The following is a 17,623-nucleotide window of genomic DNA, read 5'->3' as shown; positions in this document are numbered from 1 at the left end:
ATAAAAAGGGGCCACTGGGCCCCTTTTTTATGCGCTTTGCTAGGGTTCAGCCCAGTCGCTGGCGCACGGAGGCGAGCTTTACGCACGTCACGAAGACTTGCATGGCGCGATCGATTTCCTCCAGCGTAGGAACGCTGGGCGCAAGGCGGATGTTGCGGTCCTGCGGGTCTTTGCCGTAGGGGAAGGTCGCCCCTGCGGGGGTCAGTTTTACGCCGGCATCGGCCGCCATGGCCACCACTTGCTTGGCGAGGCCGGGCAGGGTGTCGACGGCGATAAAATAGCCGCCCTCGGGCGCCGTCCAGCTCAGCAGGCCACTGTCGCCAATACCCTCGTTGAGATGCTTCAGCACAATATCAAAGCGCGGTTTGAGGACAGCCGCGTGTTCGCGCATATGTGCGGCCAGGCCGTTGCTGTCTTGCAGCAAACGTACATGGCGGAGCTGGTTGATTTTGTCGGGGCCAATCTGCGTCATCCCCAAATGGTGTTTGAATGCTTTCAGATTGGCGGCAGACATACCGACAAAGGCAACGCCAGCACCCGCGTAGGTGATTTTAGAGGTGGAGCCGAACAGGTAGACGCTGTTTTCGGTGCCCGCATTGCGGCAGGCGTCCATCAGATTAGCCAGCTCCGGAGCACTGTCGCTGAGGCTGTGCACGGCGTAGGCGTTATCCCAGAATACGCGGAAGTTGTCGCCTGCGATCTTGCCAAGCTCTGCAATGCGCTTGACGACATCATCGCTGTACACAATCCCGGTCGGGTTGCTGAAGCGGGGTACGCACCAAATACCTTTGATACTGGCGTCGGCTTTTACCAGCGCTTCGACTTCGTCCATATCCGGGCCATTGTCGTTCATGCTGACCGGGATCATTTCAATGCCGAGGTGTTCGCAAACAGCAAAGTGGCGGTCGTAGCCGGGCACCGGGCAAAGGAATTTCACCGTTTGCCCGCCATCGCTCCACGCTTTGCCCAGATCGCCAAAGCCCATATGGTTGGCGAACATTGCAGCGAAGTACATCAGGGTCAGACTGCTGTTGCCGCCAATCAGAATTTCGTCGGTAGAGACGCCCAGTACCGGGGCAAACAGGCGCTTGCACTCGGCAATGCCGTCCAGGCCGCCATAGTTACGCAGGTCGGTATTGGTTTCGTTGCTCAGGTCGTGCCCGAGCACGTCGAGAATCGCGTCGGACAGGCTGAGCTGTTCGCTGCTGGGCTTGCCGCGTGTCAGGTCGAGGTTGAGCCCGGCGGCTTTAAATTCTTCATACTGCGCGCTGAGAGCGCTTTCCCATTCGCGGAGTTGTTCCGTAGAGGCTTGGTCGAGTTGCAAGATCGTCACCTTAAATGCGCTTGTGCGTTGGCTGTGTCGTCGCGCGGTGCTGTGAATACCGCAGTCGCTAAGTATAACTGCTTTGTGAAGCGGCAGTAAGATGGGGTCAGTGGCGATCGCCCTGGCCGCTGATGCCGGACAGGCCTGAGGCGATCAGGCGGAGCTGGTGCAGTTCATCGATCAGTGTGCGGGCGCTGCTGTCGTCGACATTGACGCGCTTCAAGCCATCGAGCAGGCGCTGTTCGATATCGCTGCCCATGGCTTTGGCGCGGCGCATCAAGGCCCATTCCCGGTGAGGTTTGATATACCAGAGAATATCGTCGACAAGCCCGAGGTTGCGGCGCAGCGCGTCACTGTTACTGCCATTGCGCAGCCAGTGATAGAGCAAAATACCGGTCATGGGACCATAAAGCAGGTTGTCGACACTGGCTGGCAGATTGACGCCATGGGTCTTCTGGTCGATCAGCGTATGCACTTTTCGGCGCAGACGGGTCACCCGCCGCTTGCCGGCTTCAAGATGCAGCCGCCGACGGTCATTGAGCTTGGCACTCTGCACCAGCTGCTGACAGCAGTGATCGACATCGGCCTGCTGCGCGGTAAATGCCTCACTGTTCAGTTCGCTGTTTCGCAGCTTGCGAACAATACGGTGCAGGGCGCTCTCGAACTCCTCTTGTAGCAAGGGGTCGGCCTGTTGCCAGCGAAGGCTACCCGATACCAGTTGTTGGCTGAGTTGGCGCGCGGGGTGCAGCGGATTGAGGAACAGGCGCCGCTCTTGTAATGCAACACCGCTGACCAATGTTTGCAGGGTATTCAGTGACGCCAGCATACGCGGTGGGAATTGTTGCTGACGGTTCAGTCTGCAGCGGGTGAAGATTGCTGCTGCCTCGCGCAGTAGCTGCTGATCGCTCAGCGTTTCCTGGCTGCGGCTGGCGGGCGCGCCACTGTGCCGGGAGCGCAGGCGTGCAAGACGTGCCTCATTCAGGGCGCGTTGCTGGGCAGTTAAATTCTGTTGATTGAGTTGGCGCTCGATATGGGCGATCCAGCCGTCCAATCCGCCACTTTGTTCATCGCCACTATCGGGCAGTTGATTGAGCAGGCTGTCGTAGAGTTGCTGAATTTCCCGCATTACCAAAACGTTGAACAAGGTCAGGCTTTGGCTGAGGTGCTGACTGTCGATTTTCAACGGATCAGTCAGTTGTTGGAAGCCCGCGAGAATCGACATGGGTGAGATCGCTCGGCACAGACGACTGGCGCGCTCACTGAGCTGAGGATTTTGCTGTTGATCACAGCGCTGCATCAACAGGTCGAGCTTGGGGTGGTAGCCGGGGATATAGGGTGTGGCACCACTGATTTTTTGCTGCAGTTGCCGGGTAAACTGCCGGTAGGCTTCGTCTTGGCCGCTGCGGATGCGCTGTTGCTGGTTGAGTAGTGCTTGCTGCTCGCTATCGTCTCGACTGTCCAGTGCACGGCGATGAAAGTTGTCTTGCAGGCGTTCCAGGAAACGATACAGATGGTCGTCAAACCACGCATTGGTCAGTGAGACCAACGTCGCTGTCAACTTATCTGCCGCTGCCGCATCCATCAATGCCGAGGCTACCCCGTTTGTATTGGCATGTTGCCGTTATTATCACCGTCGCACATCCGCAGAAACGTTACCACAGTGCCCGCAAGCTGCGCCGGTTTTGGCCTTATTTTTTCTCAAAGTATGAACAATGTCCACTAAGTGCCTGTTGTGGCGGGCGTTCAGGGTTTTTGGGCGATCAGCACGGCGCGTTTTGGGGCGGGGTAGCCCTCGATGGTCAGGCTGGGGTCATCGGGGTGGAGAAAGTCGGCGAGAGAGTGGAATTGCATCCAGTCGGTGCTGCGCTGCTCATCAGTGGTGGTGGTCGAAACGTCGACGAGTTGAATGTCCCTGAAGCCCGCTTTGCGAAGCCAGCTTTCGAGTGTGGCGGTGGAGGGGATAAACCAGACGTTACCCATCTTACTGTAGCGCCCCTCCGGAACCAGTGTATGCCCCAGTTCACCGTCAACCACTAGCGTTTCCAGTACCAGTTCCCCGCCTGGGCGCAGGGCATCGCGCAGTTGCAGCAGATGGTCGAACGGGGAGCGGCGGTGGTAGAGAATGCCCATGGAGAAGACGGTGTCGAAAGCGGCAAGCTTCTCTGGCAGATGCTCAATGCCCATGGGCAGTACCGCTACGGCGAAATCCTGAAGGTAATATTGCAGGGCGAAATACTGCACGATGAACAGGGGGGTGGGGTCGATGCCCGCCACGAGTTCGGCGCCGGCGCCGCGCATGCGCCAGCAGTGATAGCCACTGCCGCAGCCCACATCCAGCACCCGGCGTCCGGCCAAGGGTGACAGTGCCTGCTCGAGGCGATCCCATTTCCAGTCGCTGCGCCACTCGGTATCGATATGTACGCCGAACAGTTCAAAAGGGCCTTTGCGCCAGGGGTGCAGGCCCTTCAGGGCGTCCGTCAGAATTTGGCGGCTGGCCTCGTCGGCAGCGCCCTCGGCGCCAACGCGTGAACGGTTCAGGTGGCGGGTGTCGGGAGTGAGCGTGGGCAGGCTGTCGAGTGCTGTCTGCCATCTTGGCAGGTCGCCATAGCGTTTTGGATTAAGGCCCTTGGCGATCTGTGCAGGCAGTTGTGCTGCCCATTCAGCCAGCGCTTCACTTTGGGCAAGCTTTTCGAGGAAAGGGCGATAGTCCATACGCGGGCTGTTCATTTGATCGCCACCATCGATGCGAAATTAAAGCATTGAAACCATACATCTACGCTGCTGAACCCACAGGCTTTAAGGCGTTGCTGGTGTGCGCTCAAGGTTTCGGGCATCAAGACGTTTTCAAGGGCGCTGCGCTTTTGGGCCACTTCCAGGTCGCTGTAGCCGTTCGCGCGTTTGAAGGCGTGGTGCAGGTCGGTATTCAGTTCCTGAAGGTGGGCATCGGCGAATTGAATTTTCTCCGACAGGATGAGAATGCCGCCGGGTAGCATGGCATCACTGATGCGCTGACACAGTGCCTGGCGTTGATCCTCGGGAACAAACTGCAGGGTAAAATTCAGCACGACCACGGAGGCGTTACTCAGCGCCGTGTCTTGAATACTCTCGCAGCGCAGTTCTATATCAGTGTTGGATTGCGTGCAGTATTCGCGACAGCGTTCGATCATCGCTGCGGAGTTGTCGACGCCAATCAACTGTAAATCTCTGTCTCGGGTTTCGCGACTGATCGCCAGCGAGCTTGCGCCCAGTGAGCAACCGAGGTCATAGCAGTTGCTGCCCGCTTTGGCATAGCGCCCGGCCATGACACCCGTCATGGCGATAATGGTCGCGTAGCCGGGAACGGATCGTTGGATCATATCCGGAAACACTTCCACAACCTTTTCATCGAAGGCAAAGCGTTGCAGGTCTGCCTGAGGGGAGGCGTAAATGGTGTCGGTTTTGTTCATCGGGGACGACGCTAAAAAATTTGCGGCGATTCTAGCATAGACGCCCCCGATGGAGAGGGGCGATTAATAGCTCCAGCGTGCGCCCAGCTCGTAGGAGCTCAGGTCGAGCTTGTCATAATCCCGTACGCGGAAGGTCAAGCCGAGTGCTTTTATGGGGTGATAAATTGCTTCGACAATAAATGTGGAGTCGTCACCGACGATAAGATTGTGCTCACCGATCTCCAGCGTGGCGCGCCACTTTTCATTAAAGTCGTGGCGTATCCCAACCTTGTATTCCCAGCCGCGCTGATTTCGGCGATTGCTCTGCGATTCCATCTCGTGGCGATCGGCTCCAATTAGCACCGAGGTAGTGGGGCTCAGATAGTAGTGAGCGCCAATACCGTAGGTCCACCAGCCGTCCTGAATGACGCCTCTCGGCATATAGGTATCGCCATCGTTATAGCGTACGTGCCCATGGACATATTCAAAGGCTTCGCCACTGGCCAGAAACGTAGCGTTCTTTTCTTCCTCGAAAGGCCCCCAATCGGTGCTTTGGTAGGCGTAAGCCGCTTCAACGTATGAAAAATGGCGGCCGGTTTCTGAGGCCTCTGCCAAGGTGCAGCTAAGTGCAGATAGGAGAGCGAGGAGGTGGCGGGATTTCATATATAGCCTTTTGCGTTATCGCTAGCAGTGGAATACAAGCTTTTGAAGATAAAATACACTGTGCAGCAGCACATTCGGTCTGGCTGCTGCACGAGCTGTGCTTAACACCTATTCAAGGGGCTGGAGCGGGCGTGACTTCCTCAACTTGGAATTCGCCGAGATAAACCTTCTCTGCGTTACATCCTTCGGCCTGCGGTGTTTGCAGAGTAACTGTCAGGAAGCCAAAGCCCTCGCTGCCTGAGGGAGCAATCTCGATATTGCGACGGAAGGTCCCCAGCTGATTGTTGGGGATGACAAATTCGTCGCCATTGCTGATTGAGCCTTGGGTCAGAGAAAGCTTCACGGTTGATCCCGTTGGGAAACCGAGGTCGTTGGCTTCTTTGATGCTGAGTTGGACGGTGGCTCCGTCCACAGTGTCAATTTGTATATTTTCCTCTTCTACGCCAGGTTGATCAGCGGCGATTTCAAAGTCGCGCTGCAACACAGAGAGTAGCGAGGTGTAGGTTGTGCTTGCGCCGCCATCGGTGTCCGGTGTGGTGACGGTAACGGTAAACACGCCATCACCGGCATTGTCGGCGGGATCAAGAAAGAAGGTTTCCAGCCAAGGTCCGTAGGCATTTGTGGAGCCCATTGGGTACTCGGTGGGGCCGATCAGTTCACCCTGGCTGGTTTGCGCTGAGACGGTGGTGCCAGCGGGAGGAACTTGGCCTCTACCGTCTTCTATGGCAACTGTGATGGCTTGCCCGCAGTCCAGAACTACCTCGCTCAGTGTGGACGCGGGCACCCGGCTGCCGCTGTTAACCGTATCGCCGCCGCAGCTATCGATCGCGGGCAGTGTGAGGCCGCCTCTCAGGAACAGGTCAATGTCCAAGTCTGTGGAGCCCGACAGAACGATAACAGCCTGAGCGCTGGTAAAAATGGTCTCTGAATCGGGATTGCACAAGGCATTCCCGGCATTGTTGTTACAGAGAAGTCCGTCGTACAGGCCGTTGCCCCCGTTTCTCTGGCCGTCATTATTAAAGTCGGCAAATTTTTCATCGCCTGGATCAAAGGCGCAGTTCTCATTGGTATCGAGGTAGGGTTCGCCAAGATCTCCGAATGTTTCGGCATCCTCAAAGCGACCATTGGTCGGGCTGGTGTCACTGAAACTCTCTTCACCGATAGCGCGAGCGAGGATGGTTACACGCCCCGTTCCCGGGCGGGGCTCTTGCGAGCGCAGTTTGACCGTGCATGCGCCTCCTGTGGTGACGCAACTCGGCTCAATTGCTGCACCTTCCGCCCAGAACGTCAGAGCAGTGCCATTGGGTACTGGGTTGTTGAAGCGGTCCGCTGCACGAATAGTGATGTCGGTTTCCACGCCATCGTAGGCCCAGCCGTCAATATTGAAGGCTGAGACGCTGAGTGAAAAGCTGTCCTGGTCAGGAATGCCGGTAGTGACAACTAGTCGACTGGATACGGCGGAAATCTCAATACCATTGCGGGTCGCGGTGGCGCGAACCCGGATTGGGGTCGCTGTCGTACCGGGGTTGACGACAGTAGTGACTTGGCCGTTAGGGTCTGTAAATGCAGTGTACCGGCTCAGGAATGCGTCATTACCTGTGTTGCCTGTGCCGCTGTCGCCAGTAACCAGCTCAAAATTTACCTGTTGGTTTGGCAGTGCTGAGCCGTTATCGCTGGTGACGCTGAAGGTAACAACCGACTGTGCGCCGATTTCGCGGCCATCATCGGCTGTATCGATGGCGCCTTCGGTACCTTTTAGCATCAGGATTTGCGGCGCCGCAGAGACGAATTGCAGAGCACCAAGGGGAGGTTCTTCAACGCTGAGGTCGGTGCTGGCTTGAAGTGTAGCGCTGCCGACGCTGCTAATCGCGGTGACGGTATCGGTGCCATCACAGTTGAGGTTGGTGTAGGTCGTCACAACGGTGCCGCTGGAGTTGCTGACAATGGCGGAGCTGACTTCAGCGGCGCCGCTGTTAATGCAGGGGGAGCTGAAAAAGACATCGGCGGCACCGGTGTAGGCTGCATTGTCCTGATCGACCAAGCGCACGCTGAGCTGGGCAGAGTCGCCGGCGCTCAGCGTTGATTGAGGCGTACTGCTGATAACCCCTTCAGTAAAAATGCCGCCGACCAAACTGCCCATCCTGATACTGGCATTGCTGGTGTTCAGGCTGACTTCGGCAGAAACCGATTCACCGTTATAGCTAATCTCAGCGGTAACAACATCTTCGCCTGAGCAACCGTTGTTGGTGTAGGTCGCAGTAAAGTTGCCGGTATCGCTGCTTGATGTTGCGGGGGTTATGGTTGCCAGGCCGGTATTAGCGCAGGTTGAGGAGAATTCGATATCGGCACTTTCTTCGACCAACGTAAAACTGTTGTCAGTGCTGTCAACGAGAGCGAGCTTAACGACAAGCGTAGAGGATTCTCCATTTGCCAAAGCAGTGGTAGATGCCTGAATCGCCTCGCTGACGAAGCTGCTGCCTTGATTATAGCCAGCGGCCAAAACCGACGTGCTGTCGCCATCTCCGCCCGGTGTGGTTGGATTTCCCTCGCCAGGTGACACTTTGGGGCCATCGCTGCCGCCACCGCCGCCACAGGCGGCAATCACAGTTGCTACGGTAAGAATGCCGGCGCGCAACAAGAGCTTCATACGAGTCCCCTACTTAGTTCCAATCTATTCTAGGCGGCGGTGTCGAAGAGACAGCCGTGAGTTGTTATATCGGTGCTTGGTGAGCAAGCTTGTACTTTAGCTTATCTCAGTAAGCTCCTCATCATGAAAGCATATTAGCGTAAATGTGTGGGGGATGGGGGAAACTTGTGAACCCGGTGGAATTTGCCTCTTACTGAGACACATTGCGACTGACAAGCGCTGTTTTAGCGCTATGGGCGACGATGCTCAATGGCATGCAGTGTGATTGGCGGCAACTACTGATTTCGGGAGATGGCAAGCGCTGCACCCATTGAGCGACGGCGGTTTTCATCCAGCCGTGGAGGGCAGAGGGCTTTTTCTCTGGCATAAAAAAACCACCGCTTGGGTGGCCTTCTTGAATAGTGGTAGCAAGGGGCGGATTCGAACCGCCGACCCCAACATTATGAGTGTTGTGCTCTAACCAACTGAGCTACCTTGCCACAGATCTCTGTCGAGAGAAGGCGCGCATTTTCCTGACTTCTCAGTAGCTTGTCAAGCCTGCGTGCAGTGCATTAGACGTTAAAGCGGAAGTGGACGACGTCGCCGTCTTTGACGATGTAGTCCTTGCCTTCCAGTCGCCATTTGCCGGCGTCTTTGGCGCCTTGTTCACCCTTGTTGCTTACGTAGTCGTCGTAGCCGATGACTTCGGCACGAATGAAGCCTTTCTCAAAGTCGGTGTGGATTTTGCCAGCCGATTGGGGCGCTGTGGCGCCAACCGGGATGGTCCAGGCGCGGACTTCTTTAACACCTGCCGTAAAGTAGGTCTGCAGGCCCAGCAACTGGTAGCCCGCGCGAATAACGCGATCCAGACCGGGCTCTTCCATGCCGAGATCGGCCAGGAACTCGCCTTTTTCCTCGTCGTCGAGTTCGGCGATTTCCGATTCCAGTTTGTTGCAGATGGGCACGACGATAGCCCCTTCTTCTTCCGCAATACGGCGCACCACATCCAGGTGGGGATTGTCTTCAAAGCCATCTTCGTTGACGTTAGCGATGTACATGGTTGGCTTGGTCGTCAGCAGGTGCAGCGTGGCGGCCCGTGCCTGTTCGTTGTCATCCAGCGTCAATGAGCGCAGCGGCTTGCCTTCGTCCAAGTGTGATTGGAGCTTCTCCAGTAGCGCTTTCATTGCCACAGCTTCTTTGTCGCCGCTTTTGGCGGTGCGGCTGACTTTCTGCAGCTGCTTCTCTACGGCATCGAGGTCTGCCAGTGCCAGTTCGGTGTTGATCACATCAATATCGGCGGCAGGATCGACTTTGTTGGCGACGTGAATGACGTTGTCGTTATCAAAGCAGCGTACGACGTGAGCAATGGCATCGGTTTCGCGGATATTAGCCAGGAACTTGTTGCCCAAGCCTTCGCCTTTGGAAGCGCCGGCAACCAGTCCGGCGATATCGACGAACTCCATGGTTGCGGGAAGCACGCGTTCGGGGGACACGATGCCTGACAAAACCTGCAGGCGAGGATCGGGTACGGCCACGATGCCAGAGTTGGGTTCAATGGTGCAGAAGGGGAAGTTCTCGGCGTCGATGCCCGCCTTGGTGAGGGCGTTAAACAGTGTCGATTTGCCGACGTTGGGAAGTCCGACGATGCCGCAATTGAAACCCATGGTGTTATCCCTGTTTGTAGCTGTGTAGTCGATTCATGGCCTTGGCCCAGTCACCGTTGACGGCGTCCGGCAGGCAGCGAAGTGCTTCATCAATGCAGTGGTCAATCGCAATACGGTCATCATTGCTGGGTTTGCCCAGTACATAGCCGGTGACCTGGTCTGCGCTGCCCGGATGACCAATGCCAATGCGCAGCCGATGGAAGTTCCGGTTGTTGCCCAGCTTCTCGATACTGTCGCGAAGGCCATTGTGTCCGCCGTGCCCGCCGCCGCTTTTAAAGCGGGCGCTGCCCGGAGGCAGGTCGAGTTCGTCGTGGGCAATCAGGATTTCTTCCGGCGCAATTTTGAAGAAATTGGCCATTGCTGCAATGGCTTGACCACTGCGATTCATATAGGTGGAGGGGATAAGCAGGCGAATGTCCTGCCCGTCCATAAAAAAACGGCCGGTATCGCCATGAAAACGCGATTCGGCCTGTAGCGAGCAGCCCTGTTGTCGGGCCAGCTCAGAGACGAGCCAGGCACCCGCGTTGTGACGAGTATCCTGATATTGCTGGCCGGGGTTGGCCAGCCCAACAATCAGTTTGATTCGGGTCACTGGGGCGCCTGCTCAAAGCGAAATTAAGATTCTTCGCTCTCGCCTTCGCTGTCTTCTTCAGCGTCGTCATCACTGCTGCCGCCACCGCGAGGTGCTTGAACGCTGGCAACGGCTGAGTCGTGGTCTTCGCCCAGAATCAGTGCGGTGCTTTCAACGCCAGCAGGCAGTTTCAGGTCTGAAATGTGGACGATATCGCCGGTTTTCAGGTCCAGCATGTCCACTTCGATGAACTCGGGCAGATCTTTAGGCAGACACTGGACTTCCAGTTCGGTCATTGCGTGGGTGATAGAACCACCCTGCATTTTCACACCGTGGCAGCCTTCTTCGTTGATGAAGTGCAGCGGTACTTGCAGTGTGATCTTGGTGTCGGCGCTGACGCGCAGGAAATCTGCGTGCAGAAGCTGCGCTTTGGCTGGGTGACGGTGCAAGTCTTTAATGACCACAGACTCTTTGTTGCCGTCGACGTCAATGGTCAAAACGGAGCTGAAGAACGCTTCGTCTTCCAGGAACCAGACCAGATCTTTGTGGGGAATGCTGATCATCTGAGGGGCTCTGTCGCCACCGTAGATAATCGCAGGAACTTCGCTAGCCAAGCGACGCAGGCGGCGGCTCGCACCTTTCCCTACGTCAGTACGCGCTTTGGCGTTTACCGTGTATTCGCTGGACATAATGTCTCCTCATATAAAGCGAAAAACCGCCGAACTTGCGACCAGTCCGGCGGCGTATGTCGAAGCAGTGTGGTGTTGCGCTGGAATTAGCGGAACAGGGCGCTGATCGACTCTTCATTGCTGACCCGTCGAATCGACTCGGCCAGCAGGTTTGCCAGGGTAAGCTGGCGAATTTTTGTGCAGTTGGCTGCAGCTTCTGACAGGGGGATCGTGTCAGTCACCACCAGCTCATCCAGATCGGAATTGCTGATGTTGTCCACAGCGGGCCCGGATAATACAGGATGTGTACAGTAAGCGACAACTTTTGCAGCGCCTTGCGCTTTCAGTGCGGCGGCGGCTTTGCAAAGTGTTCCGGCAGTATCGACCATATCGTCGACCAGCAGGCAGGTCTTGCCTTCAACTTCACCGATGATATGCATGACTTGAGCGACACCGGCTTTCGGGCGGCGCTTGTCGATAATTGCCAGGTCGGCATCGTTCAGTCGCTTGGCGACAGCGCGGGCGCGAACAACGCCGCCGATATCGGGAGAAACGACCATCTGGTCCGGGTAGTTTTGTCGAGTAATGTCGTCCAGCAGAATGGGTGAGCCGTAGACATTGTCGACGGGAACATCAAAGAAGCCCTGAATCTGTTCGGCGTGCAGGTCGACGGTCAGAACGCGATTGATGCCCACACCGCTGAGGATGTCAGCCACAACCTTGGCAGAGATGGGTACGCGCTGAGAGCGTACACGGCGATCCTGGCGGGCATAACCGAAGTAGGGGACGACGGCAGTAATGCGCCCGGCTGAGGCGCGGCGCATGGCATCAGCCATTACCACCAGCTCCATCAGATTGTCATTGGTCGGTGCGCAGGTTGGCTGAATCAGGAAGACATCGGCGCCACGTACGTTGTCATTGATTTCAACAAAGACTTCGCCATCGCTGAACTTGCTGACCGTGGCGTCACCGAGTGGAAGGCGGAGGTGCTCGGCAACCTTGCGAGCCAGCTCGGGGTTGGCGTTGCCGCTGAAGACCATCATATTGTGCACGGTCGAAGTCCTGTAAGGCTGAGGTTAAAGTCGTGAAGAGCAGGTTTCATGGCAAGCTGATTAAGTACATGCGGGCAGCTTGTCTGGAACCGTAAACCATAAACAAGATTCCCGCCATAGGGCGGGAATCTGAAAATGGCTGGGGTGGTAGGATGGGCTGCGGCCCTGCCGGGCCTTTGGCTTTCAGCCATCGCTTTGCGATGCCTAAGTGCAAAGCACTTATCGAACCTCGGTTCGATCCTACCGGATCAGGCTGTCTATTGCCTTTCCCCGTCAGAGCGCCGAATACCTCGTGTCACTCTGTCAAAATGGCTGGGGTGGTAGGATTCGAACCTACGAATGCTGAGATCAAAACCCAGTGCCTTGCCGCTTGGCGACACCCCAGTAAATCGTTACGCCTCAGCGAGTGTGGTATGCAGTGGCGAGTGGTTTACACCCTTCGCGATAAACCCGCTCATGTTTGTCGGGCACTGCGCCAAAACACTGGCTGCTGCACTCTTGCTGTCGAAACTCGCGAACACACAGGAACCGGTGCCGGTGAGTCTCGCGGGGGAAAATTGATCCAGCCAAATCAAGGCCTTATCAACTTCTGGATACAGCGTTCTGACCAGTTTTTGGCAGCTGTTTCCAGTGGCCCCCTCAAGAAAGGCCGCTATTTTGATGGGTGAGTCATGACGTGTCAATTGTTCATGCGAAAAAATTTCTGCGGTGCTGACTTCGCAGTCGGGACGGAGGATCAGATACCAGCGCGATGCGGTGTCGATGGGGCGAATGATCTCGCCGACACCTTCTGCCCAGGCGGTCCGTCCGCGAACGAAGACGGGCACATCGGCGCCCAGCTCTAAGCCCAGTTCGGCGAGGGCATCCAGACTCAGGCCGAGTTGCCATAAGCTGTTCAGGCCCAGCAAGGTGGAGGCGGCATCGGAGCTGCCGCCGCCGATGCCGCCGCCCATCGGCAGGCGCTTGTCCAAGCGAATATCGGCGCCTAGAGGGCTGCCACTGGCGTCCTGTAGCAGCCTTGCGGCGCGCAGGATCAGATTGTTGCCGTCGTTCACGCCGGGCAGTTTACTCAGGAAGCGCAGTTGGCCGTCGCTTCTGTCAGTCAGATGAAGCGTGTCGCCATAGTCGAGCAACTGAAAAACCGTCTGCAGTTCGTGGTAGCCATCGGGGCGGCGCCCGGTGATGTGCAGGAATAGGTTGATTTTGGCGGGACAGGGTAGGCTGAGCTGGCTCATTTTGTACATTCTTCGCTGGCTTGTGACCAGCTGCTGATCAGCAGCTTAAGGCGTACGTCCTGCCGGCGGGCCTCAACCCGCTTGGGCAGCGTCTCTTCACGGGCGTTTGCATCGTGTGCGAAGTCGAGTGTCCAGCCGAGTTGTTCCAGATGGGCAAGCCGTCCGTCGGGGCTGACCTTTGCCGTCAGTGGTGAGTCAGGTGCGGCCTGGCCCCGCAGCCAGTAGCGCAGAGCATAAACAGGAACGGGCCAGCCGATTTCTGCAGCAAGTTGTTCGGCATTCTGGGCGCGGCGAGTCTCCCCTTTGTAGTTGAGTTCCGCTCCGTGGCGGTCACTGATGATCTCGGCGCCACCGACTCCCATGGGGCCGCTGAGGCGAATGCGGCTATTGTCACGGCCACACTGCAGCCAGCGGATCTGGCTGCTTTCTTGCTGATCGCCCATCCAGAGGCCGATACGTCCTTGCATAAGCCAGTCGCTGTCAGTTGATGTTGCAGGCGGCAGGCTGCTGCAGGCGCTGACGAGCAGCAGTGCGGCGATCAGAGGTAGTGTGCGGGTATAGTCAGTCATCAATCAGTTTCAGGCGTTTGAGCGTGTCATAAATAATTGGGCTGTCTGGGGTGTTTTTGAGTCCTTCCTGCCAGACCTTGCGGGCTTCGTCTTCGCGCCCCAGCAGCCAGTAGGCTTCGCCAAGATGGGCTGCAATCTCGTGGTCGCTGTCTTGTGCGAAGGCGCGTTCGAGATAGTTCAGTGCTTCCTGGGTGTTGCCTTTCAACAGCAGTATCCAGCCATAGCTGTCGAGGATGGCGGGATCGTCCGGCTCGAGGGTCAGGGCGCGAGAGACCAGTTGTTGTGCTTCGTCTAACCGGCTACTCAGATTCGCCAGTGTGTAACCCAGAGCGTTCAATGCCGCTACGTCGTCGGGTTTGCGTGCAAGAATGTGGCGCAGATCAGTTTCGACCGTTTTCAGGTCGCCGATTCCTTCGGCGAACAGTGAGCGGGCGTAGCGGAGTTGGTCGCTGTTGGGCAGTTCTGCTAATGCCTGCGTCAAAAGGGTCATGCCCCGCTGATTCAGCCTTTCTTTGCGCAGAATTTCCGCTTCGAGTAGATACAGTATTTCTGCCTGCTGGGGCTGGGCTTCGCGCAGTGCTTTCAGTCGCGCCAGTGCTTTTTCCTGACCTTCCGTCGACAGACTGATGCTGGCCAGGCGGCGACTGGCCTCACTGAATTCAGGGGATTGTGTGGCATTTTCATAGTGACTGAGCGCGTCGGCCCAGTCGCGTTCTTCTTCGGCAAGTCGGCCGAGAACATAGTGGGCGCGGCTGCGGTGTTCCGGGTCGTCGCTGAGCACTTTGAGCTGCTGGTCGGCTTCGCCGTCATGGTCCAGTTCTCGGTTGATCAGCATCAGCTCCAGCAGGATGTCGTGATCCTGCGGATATTGACGGGCCAGTACTTCGTAGTGCGCTTTGGCCTGATACAAGTCAGTTTTAACCAGCCTGCGGGCCAAGTCGTGGCGCAGGCGTTTGTGGTGAGGATTGTTGTCGACGGCATATTTCAGGCGGGTCATGGCCTCGTCGTCGCGCCCCATCTGACTGAGAGTGCGGGTTTCTATCAGCAGTGCATGGACATTATCGGGTTCTTCGTCCAAAACCTGGCGAATCAGGCTGAGCGCCGCCTCTTCCTCATGATGGTACTGCAGCATCAATGCCGTGCCGGTGCGCAGGCTGTTGTCACCGGGGTGGCGTTGCAGTGCATCATTTATCGCCTGGTAAAACGCGGCTTTTTCATTGTCTGGGCGGGTCAGCGCGGCGGCCGACAGGGTGGCAAAATTGCTGTCGCCACCGAGTTCGAGTACGCGCTCCATATGTGGCAGTGCGTCCAAGGCCTGGCCCTGTCGAGCCAGGGCATTGGCAAGAATAAAGTGGGCTTCGCTGGCGTCATTGTCGGCTTCCAGCCAGCGCATCGCATAGGTTTCCGCCAAAGTGTAGCGGTCCATATAGTCGGCCAGCCGGGCGGTGGTGGCGATCAGTTCAACATCGCCGGTGGCGTCGGCCTGTTTGCGGTATTGGGCAAGGGCTGTGTTCAGGTCCTGATTTCGCAGGGCGAATTCTGCGATCAGCAAGTCATACACGCTGTCCTCGGGCAGTGGCCGAGTTGGCTGGCGGGTGTCGGCAGCTTGAGGCTCCGGTGGGGTGGGTGCCGGTTGACTGGCGGGGAGCGCACAGGCTGTCAGCAATACTGCTGCGGCGAGAGTGCTGAGTGTTCGCAATGATGACATGCGGGTCCTGTTGAATTGCTGTGTTGCCCGTTATCGGTATTTGCCAATCCTACCCCAAGCGCTGGTGATTTGGCGCTCTTTTGCAGGGCAGGCGATGACGTTGAGCCTGCTGTATTCGCTCTGTTCGACCGTGGGCACTGTAATAAAATCCACATTTGAGTGCCAACTTGGTAGAATCCGCCTCAGTTTTTGCGCTCCCGATTCGGCTTCTCGATGTAATGAGACTTCTCCTGCTTGGCATCAATCACAATTCTGCGCCTCTCGCCTTGCGAGAGCGGGTAGCGTTTGTGCCAGAACAGATCCACGTTGCCTTGCGCGACGGGGTCGCTGCCGGCCTGGGTGAAGAAATGGCGATTCTGTCGACCTGCAACCGCACCGAGATCTATGCGCTGGCCGCGGACGATGACGAGGAGGGTGGCGAGCAGGCCATTCTCGACTGGCTGTCGCGTTTCCACCATGTTGATCACGCGCAGCTCAGTGAATGCTGCTATGTCAGCCGCGACAGCGATGCCCTTCAGCATATGATGGAGGTCGCCGCCGGGCTGGACTCCATGGTGCTGGGCGAGCCGCAAATCCTCGGGCAGATGAAGTCCGCCTACGCGCTGGCCGCTGAAGCTGGCACTGCGGGTGCCGCGATGAATCAACTGTTCTCCCATGTGTTTGCCGTGGCCAAGCAGGTGCGTACCGACACAGCCATTGGCGAGAATCCGGTATCCGTGGCCTACGCAGCGGTGTCTCTGACGCAGCATGTGTTCAGCAACCTGAGCAAGTGTACGGCGCTGCTGATTGGTGCCGGCGAAACCATCGAGCTGGTAGCGCGCCACTTGCGAGAGAAAGGCGTGAAACGCATCGTGATTGCCAACCGCACGCTGGAAAGGGCGCATCAGTTAGCTGAGTCTTTCCAGGCGGAGGCGGTCATGCTGTCGGATATTCCCAGCTATTTGCGTGAGGCCGATATTCTGGTGGCCTCTACGGCCAGTCAGTTGCCGATTCTCGGCAAAGGTGCGGTTGAAACGGCGCTGAAAAAGCGTAAGCACCGCCCTATGGTGATGGTGGATATTGCGGTTCCGCGCGATATTGAGCCACAGGTGGCCGAGCTGGACGACGTGTACCTGTACACCGTTGACGACCTTCGCGAGATTGTTGATGAAAATAAACGTGCCCGGGAAAGCGAAGCGCGCAAGGCCGATCAGCTGATTATTGACGCAGTGGCGCACTGGCAGGCGCGACTGCGCTCGCGCGATGCGGTGGATACCATCAAGGATTACCGCGCCAAGGCCGAGCGCCTGCGCGATGCTGAATTAGAGCGTGCACGCCGTCAGCTGGAAAAAGGTGAAGACGCCGCCGCCGTGCTTGAGCAGTTGGCGCGTGGCCTGACCAATAAGCTGATTCACAGCCCCACTGCGGAGATTAAGGCCGCGGGTGCCCAAGGCCGCAATGATCTGGTCAACTGGGCTCGCGAGCTGCTACAACTCAAAGAGCGCGACGATTAGCGCCCGGCCATTCTCTGTGAGAATGGATTCTTTCTATCCAAGCGAGATTCTATGAAGGCTTCTATTCGCAGCAAACTGGAAAATTTGCTCGACCGTTATGAAGAAATCGGGGCGCTGCTGAGCGACCCCGAGGTCATTGGGGATCAGGATCGATTCCGTAAGCTATCGCAGGAATATGCTGAAATTGAGCCCGTGGTGGCGGCTTATGGCCAGTATCGCCAGGTTAATGACGACCTGGATGAGGCGAGGCTGATGCTGGGCGAAGATGACGCTGAAATGCGGGCAATGGCTGAAGAAGAAATCGCCGGGGGTGAAGAACGTCTCGACGCGCTGGAGGCCGAGCTGCAAACCTTGCTGTTACCGCGCGACCCCAACGATTCCCACAACGTTTTTCTGGAAATTCGGGCGGGAACTGGCGGTGATGAAGCTGCCATTTTTGCCGGCGATCTGTTTCGCATGTATTCGCGGTTTGCCGAGCGTAAAGGCTGGAAAATCGAAGTGCTGAATGAGCGGCCTGGCGAGCACGGAGGGTATAAGGAAATCATCAGTCGCGTCGCTGGGCAGGATGTATACGGACACCTTAAATTTGAGTCTGGCGCGCACCGGGTGCAGCGTGTGCCGGAGA

The 17,623-nt window shown here is 57.2% G+C and carries 15 protein-coding genes and 2 tRNA genes; 2 read left to right on the top strand and 15 right to left on the bottom strand.

Annotated features, from left to right (window positions below; genetic code table 11):
• Nucleotides 1–46: 46 nt before the first annotated feature.
• The 15 genes from AC5DB9_RS08045 to AC5DB9_RS07975 form a co-directional block, all read right to left on the bottom strand.
• Nucleotides 47–1,324, bottom strand: a complete 1,278-nt coding sequence (locus AC5DB9_RS08045; RefSeq protein ID WP_272994277.1) for an aspartate aminotransferase type Ic — start codon at nucleotides 1,322–1,324, stop codon at nucleotides 47–49.
• Between the two features lie 106 nt (nucleotides 1,325–1,430).
• On the bottom strand, nucleotides 1,431–2,882 hold the full coding sequence (locus AC5DB9_RS08040; protein WP_272994276.1) for a DUF1631 family protein: 1,452 nt from the start codon (nucleotides 2,880–2,882) through the stop codon (nucleotides 1,431–1,433).
• A 185-nt stretch (nucleotides 2,883–3,067) separates the two neighbouring features.
• The gene (gene cmoB / locus AC5DB9_RS08035; RefSeq protein WP_273009542.1) at nucleotides 3,068–4,051 is read right to left on the bottom strand and encodes a tRNA 5-methoxyuridine(34)/uridine 5-oxyacetic acid(34) synthase CmoB; all 984 of its coding nucleotides are present in this window, start codon (nucleotides 4,049–4,051) and stop codon (nucleotides 3,068–3,070) included.
• Nucleotides 4,048–4,770: a carboxy-S-adenosyl-L-methionine synthase CmoA gene (gene cmoA / locus AC5DB9_RS08030; protein WP_272994273.1), complete on the bottom strand. Its 723-nt coding sequence runs from the start codon at nucleotides 4,768–4,770 to the stop codon at nucleotides 4,048–4,050. Before cmoA ends, cmoB begins: the two co-directional genes overlap by 4 nt.
• A gap of 63 nt (nucleotides 4,771–4,833) precedes the next feature.
• On the bottom strand, nucleotides 4,834–5,412 hold the full coding sequence (locus tag AC5DB9_RS08025) for a hypothetical protein (RefSeq protein ID WP_272994271.1): 579 nt from the start codon (nucleotides 5,410–5,412) through the stop codon (nucleotides 4,834–4,836).
• Between the two features lie 112 nt (nucleotides 5,413–5,524).
• Entirely contained in the window at nucleotides 5,525–8,059 is a 2,535-nt protein-coding gene (locus AC5DB9_RS08020) for a hypothetical protein (RefSeq protein ID WP_272994269.1), read from the bottom strand.
• 402 nt (nucleotides 8,060–8,461) lie between these two features.
• Nucleotides 8,462–8,538, bottom strand: a tRNA-Met gene (locus tag AC5DB9_RS08015).
• 72 nt (nucleotides 8,539–8,610) lie between these two features.
• Nucleotides 8,611–9,702, bottom strand: coding sequence for a redox-regulated ATPase YchF (gene ychF / locus AC5DB9_RS08010; RefSeq protein WP_272994268.1), 1,092 nt, complete (start codon nucleotides 9,700–9,702; stop codon nucleotides 8,611–8,613).
• A 4-nt stretch (nucleotides 9,703–9,706) separates the two neighbouring features.
• Nucleotides 9,707–10,294: an aminoacyl-tRNA hydrolase gene (gene pth, locus AC5DB9_RS08005; protein WP_022959645.1), complete on the bottom strand. Its 588-nt coding sequence runs from the start codon at nucleotides 10,292–10,294 to the stop codon at nucleotides 9,707–9,709.
• 23 nt (nucleotides 10,295–10,317) lie between these two features.
• On the bottom strand, nucleotides 10,318–10,962 hold the full coding sequence (locus AC5DB9_RS08000) for a 50S ribosomal protein L25/general stress protein Ctc (RefSeq protein ID WP_272994265.1): 645 nt from the start codon (nucleotides 10,960–10,962) through the stop codon (nucleotides 10,318–10,320).
• Between the two features lie 86 nt (nucleotides 10,963–11,048).
• On the bottom strand, nucleotides 11,049–11,984 hold the full coding sequence (locus AC5DB9_RS07995; protein WP_272994294.1) for a ribose-phosphate diphosphokinase: 936 nt from the start codon (nucleotides 11,982–11,984) through the stop codon (nucleotides 11,049–11,051).
• A 318-nt stretch (nucleotides 11,985–12,302) separates the two neighbouring features.
• A tRNA-Gln gene (locus AC5DB9_RS07990) sits at nucleotides 12,303–12,377 on the bottom strand.
• Nucleotides 12,378–12,385: 8 nt separating this feature from the next.
• On the bottom strand, nucleotides 12,386–13,228 hold the full coding sequence (gene ispE / locus AC5DB9_RS07985) for a 4-(cytidine 5'-diphospho)-2-C-methyl-D-erythritol kinase (protein ID WP_272994264.1): 843 nt from the start codon (nucleotides 13,226–13,228) through the stop codon (nucleotides 12,386–12,388).
• The gene (gene lolB, locus AC5DB9_RS07980) at nucleotides 13,225–13,797 is read right to left on the bottom strand and encodes a lipoprotein insertase outer membrane protein LolB (protein ID WP_272994263.1); all 573 of its coding nucleotides are present in this window, start codon (nucleotides 13,795–13,797) and stop codon (nucleotides 13,225–13,227) included. Before lolB ends, ispE begins: the two co-directional genes overlap by 4 nt.
• Nucleotides 13,790–15,505, bottom strand: a complete 1,716-nt coding sequence (locus AC5DB9_RS07975) for a tetratricopeptide repeat protein (protein WP_272994262.1) — start codon at nucleotides 15,503–15,505, stop codon at nucleotides 13,790–13,792. The genes lolB and AC5DB9_RS07975 overlap by 8 nt, the downstream gene beginning before the upstream one ends.
• Nucleotides 15,506–15,723: 218 nt before the next feature.
• Between AC5DB9_RS07975 and hemA the strand changes: the two genes are divergently transcribed.
• Nucleotides 15,724–16,998, top strand: coding sequence for a glutamyl-tRNA reductase (gene hemA / locus AC5DB9_RS07970; RefSeq protein ID WP_022959639.1), 1,275 nt, complete (start codon nucleotides 15,724–15,726; stop codon nucleotides 16,996–16,998).
• Nucleotides 16,999–17,049: 51 nt separating this feature from the next.
• On the top strand, nucleotides 17,050–17,623 hold a 574-nt coding region (locus tag AC5DB9_RS07965), incomplete at its 3' end, for a PCRF domain-containing protein (RefSeq protein ID WP_491732039.1).

It is taken from the genome of Spongiibacter sp. (assembly GCF_984394615.1).
The sequence above is the reverse complement of the archived record's forward strand: the minus strand, read 5'-3'. Positions and strand labels throughout refer to the sequence as shown.

What these genes read in the sequence shown, in the direction of transcription:
- lolB (WP_272994263.1), bottom strand. Translation starts at nt 13,797, where the DNA reads ATGACTGACTATACCCGCACACTACCTCTGATCGCCGCACTGCTGCTC.
- AC5DB9_RS07995 (WP_272994294.1), bottom strand. Translation starts at nt 11,984, where the DNA reads ATGATGGTCTTCAGCGGCAACGCCAACCCCGAGCTGGCTCGCAAGGTT.
- ychF (WP_272994268.1), bottom strand. Translation starts at nt 9,702, where the DNA reads ATGGGTTTCAATTGCGGCATCGTCGGACTTCCCAACGTCGGCAAATCG.
- cmoB (WP_273009542.1), bottom strand. Translation starts at nt 4,051, where the DNA reads ATGAACAGCCCGCGTATGGACTATCGCCCTTTCCTCGAAAAGCTTGCC.
- AC5DB9_RS08025 (WP_272994271.1), bottom strand. Translation starts at nt 5,412, where the DNA reads ATGAAATCCCGCCACCTCCTCGCTCTCCTATCTGCACTTAGCTGCACC.
- hemA (WP_022959639.1), top strand. Translation starts at nt 15,724, where the DNA reads ATGAGACTTCTCCTGCTTGGCATCAATCACAATTCTGCGCCTCTCGCC.
- ispE (WP_272994264.1), bottom strand. Translation starts at nt 13,228, where the DNA reads ATGAGCCAGCTCAGCCTACCCTGTCCCGCCAAAATCAACCTATTCCTG.
- cmoA (WP_272994273.1), bottom strand. Translation starts at nt 4,770, where the DNA reads ATGAACAAAACCGACACCATTTACGCCTCCCCTCAGGCAGACCTGCAA.
- AC5DB9_RS08020 (WP_272994269.1), bottom strand. Translation starts at nt 8,059, where the DNA reads ATGAAGCTCTTGTTGCGCGCCGGCATTCTTACCGTAGCAACTGTGATT.
- AC5DB9_RS08000 (WP_272994265.1), bottom strand. Translation starts at nt 10,962, where the DNA reads ATGTCCAGCGAATACACGGTAAACGCCAAAGCGCGTACTGACGTAGGG.
- AC5DB9_RS07975 (WP_272994262.1), bottom strand. Translation starts at nt 15,505, where the DNA reads ATGTCATCATTGCGAACACTCAGCACTCTCGCCGCAGCAGTATTGCTG.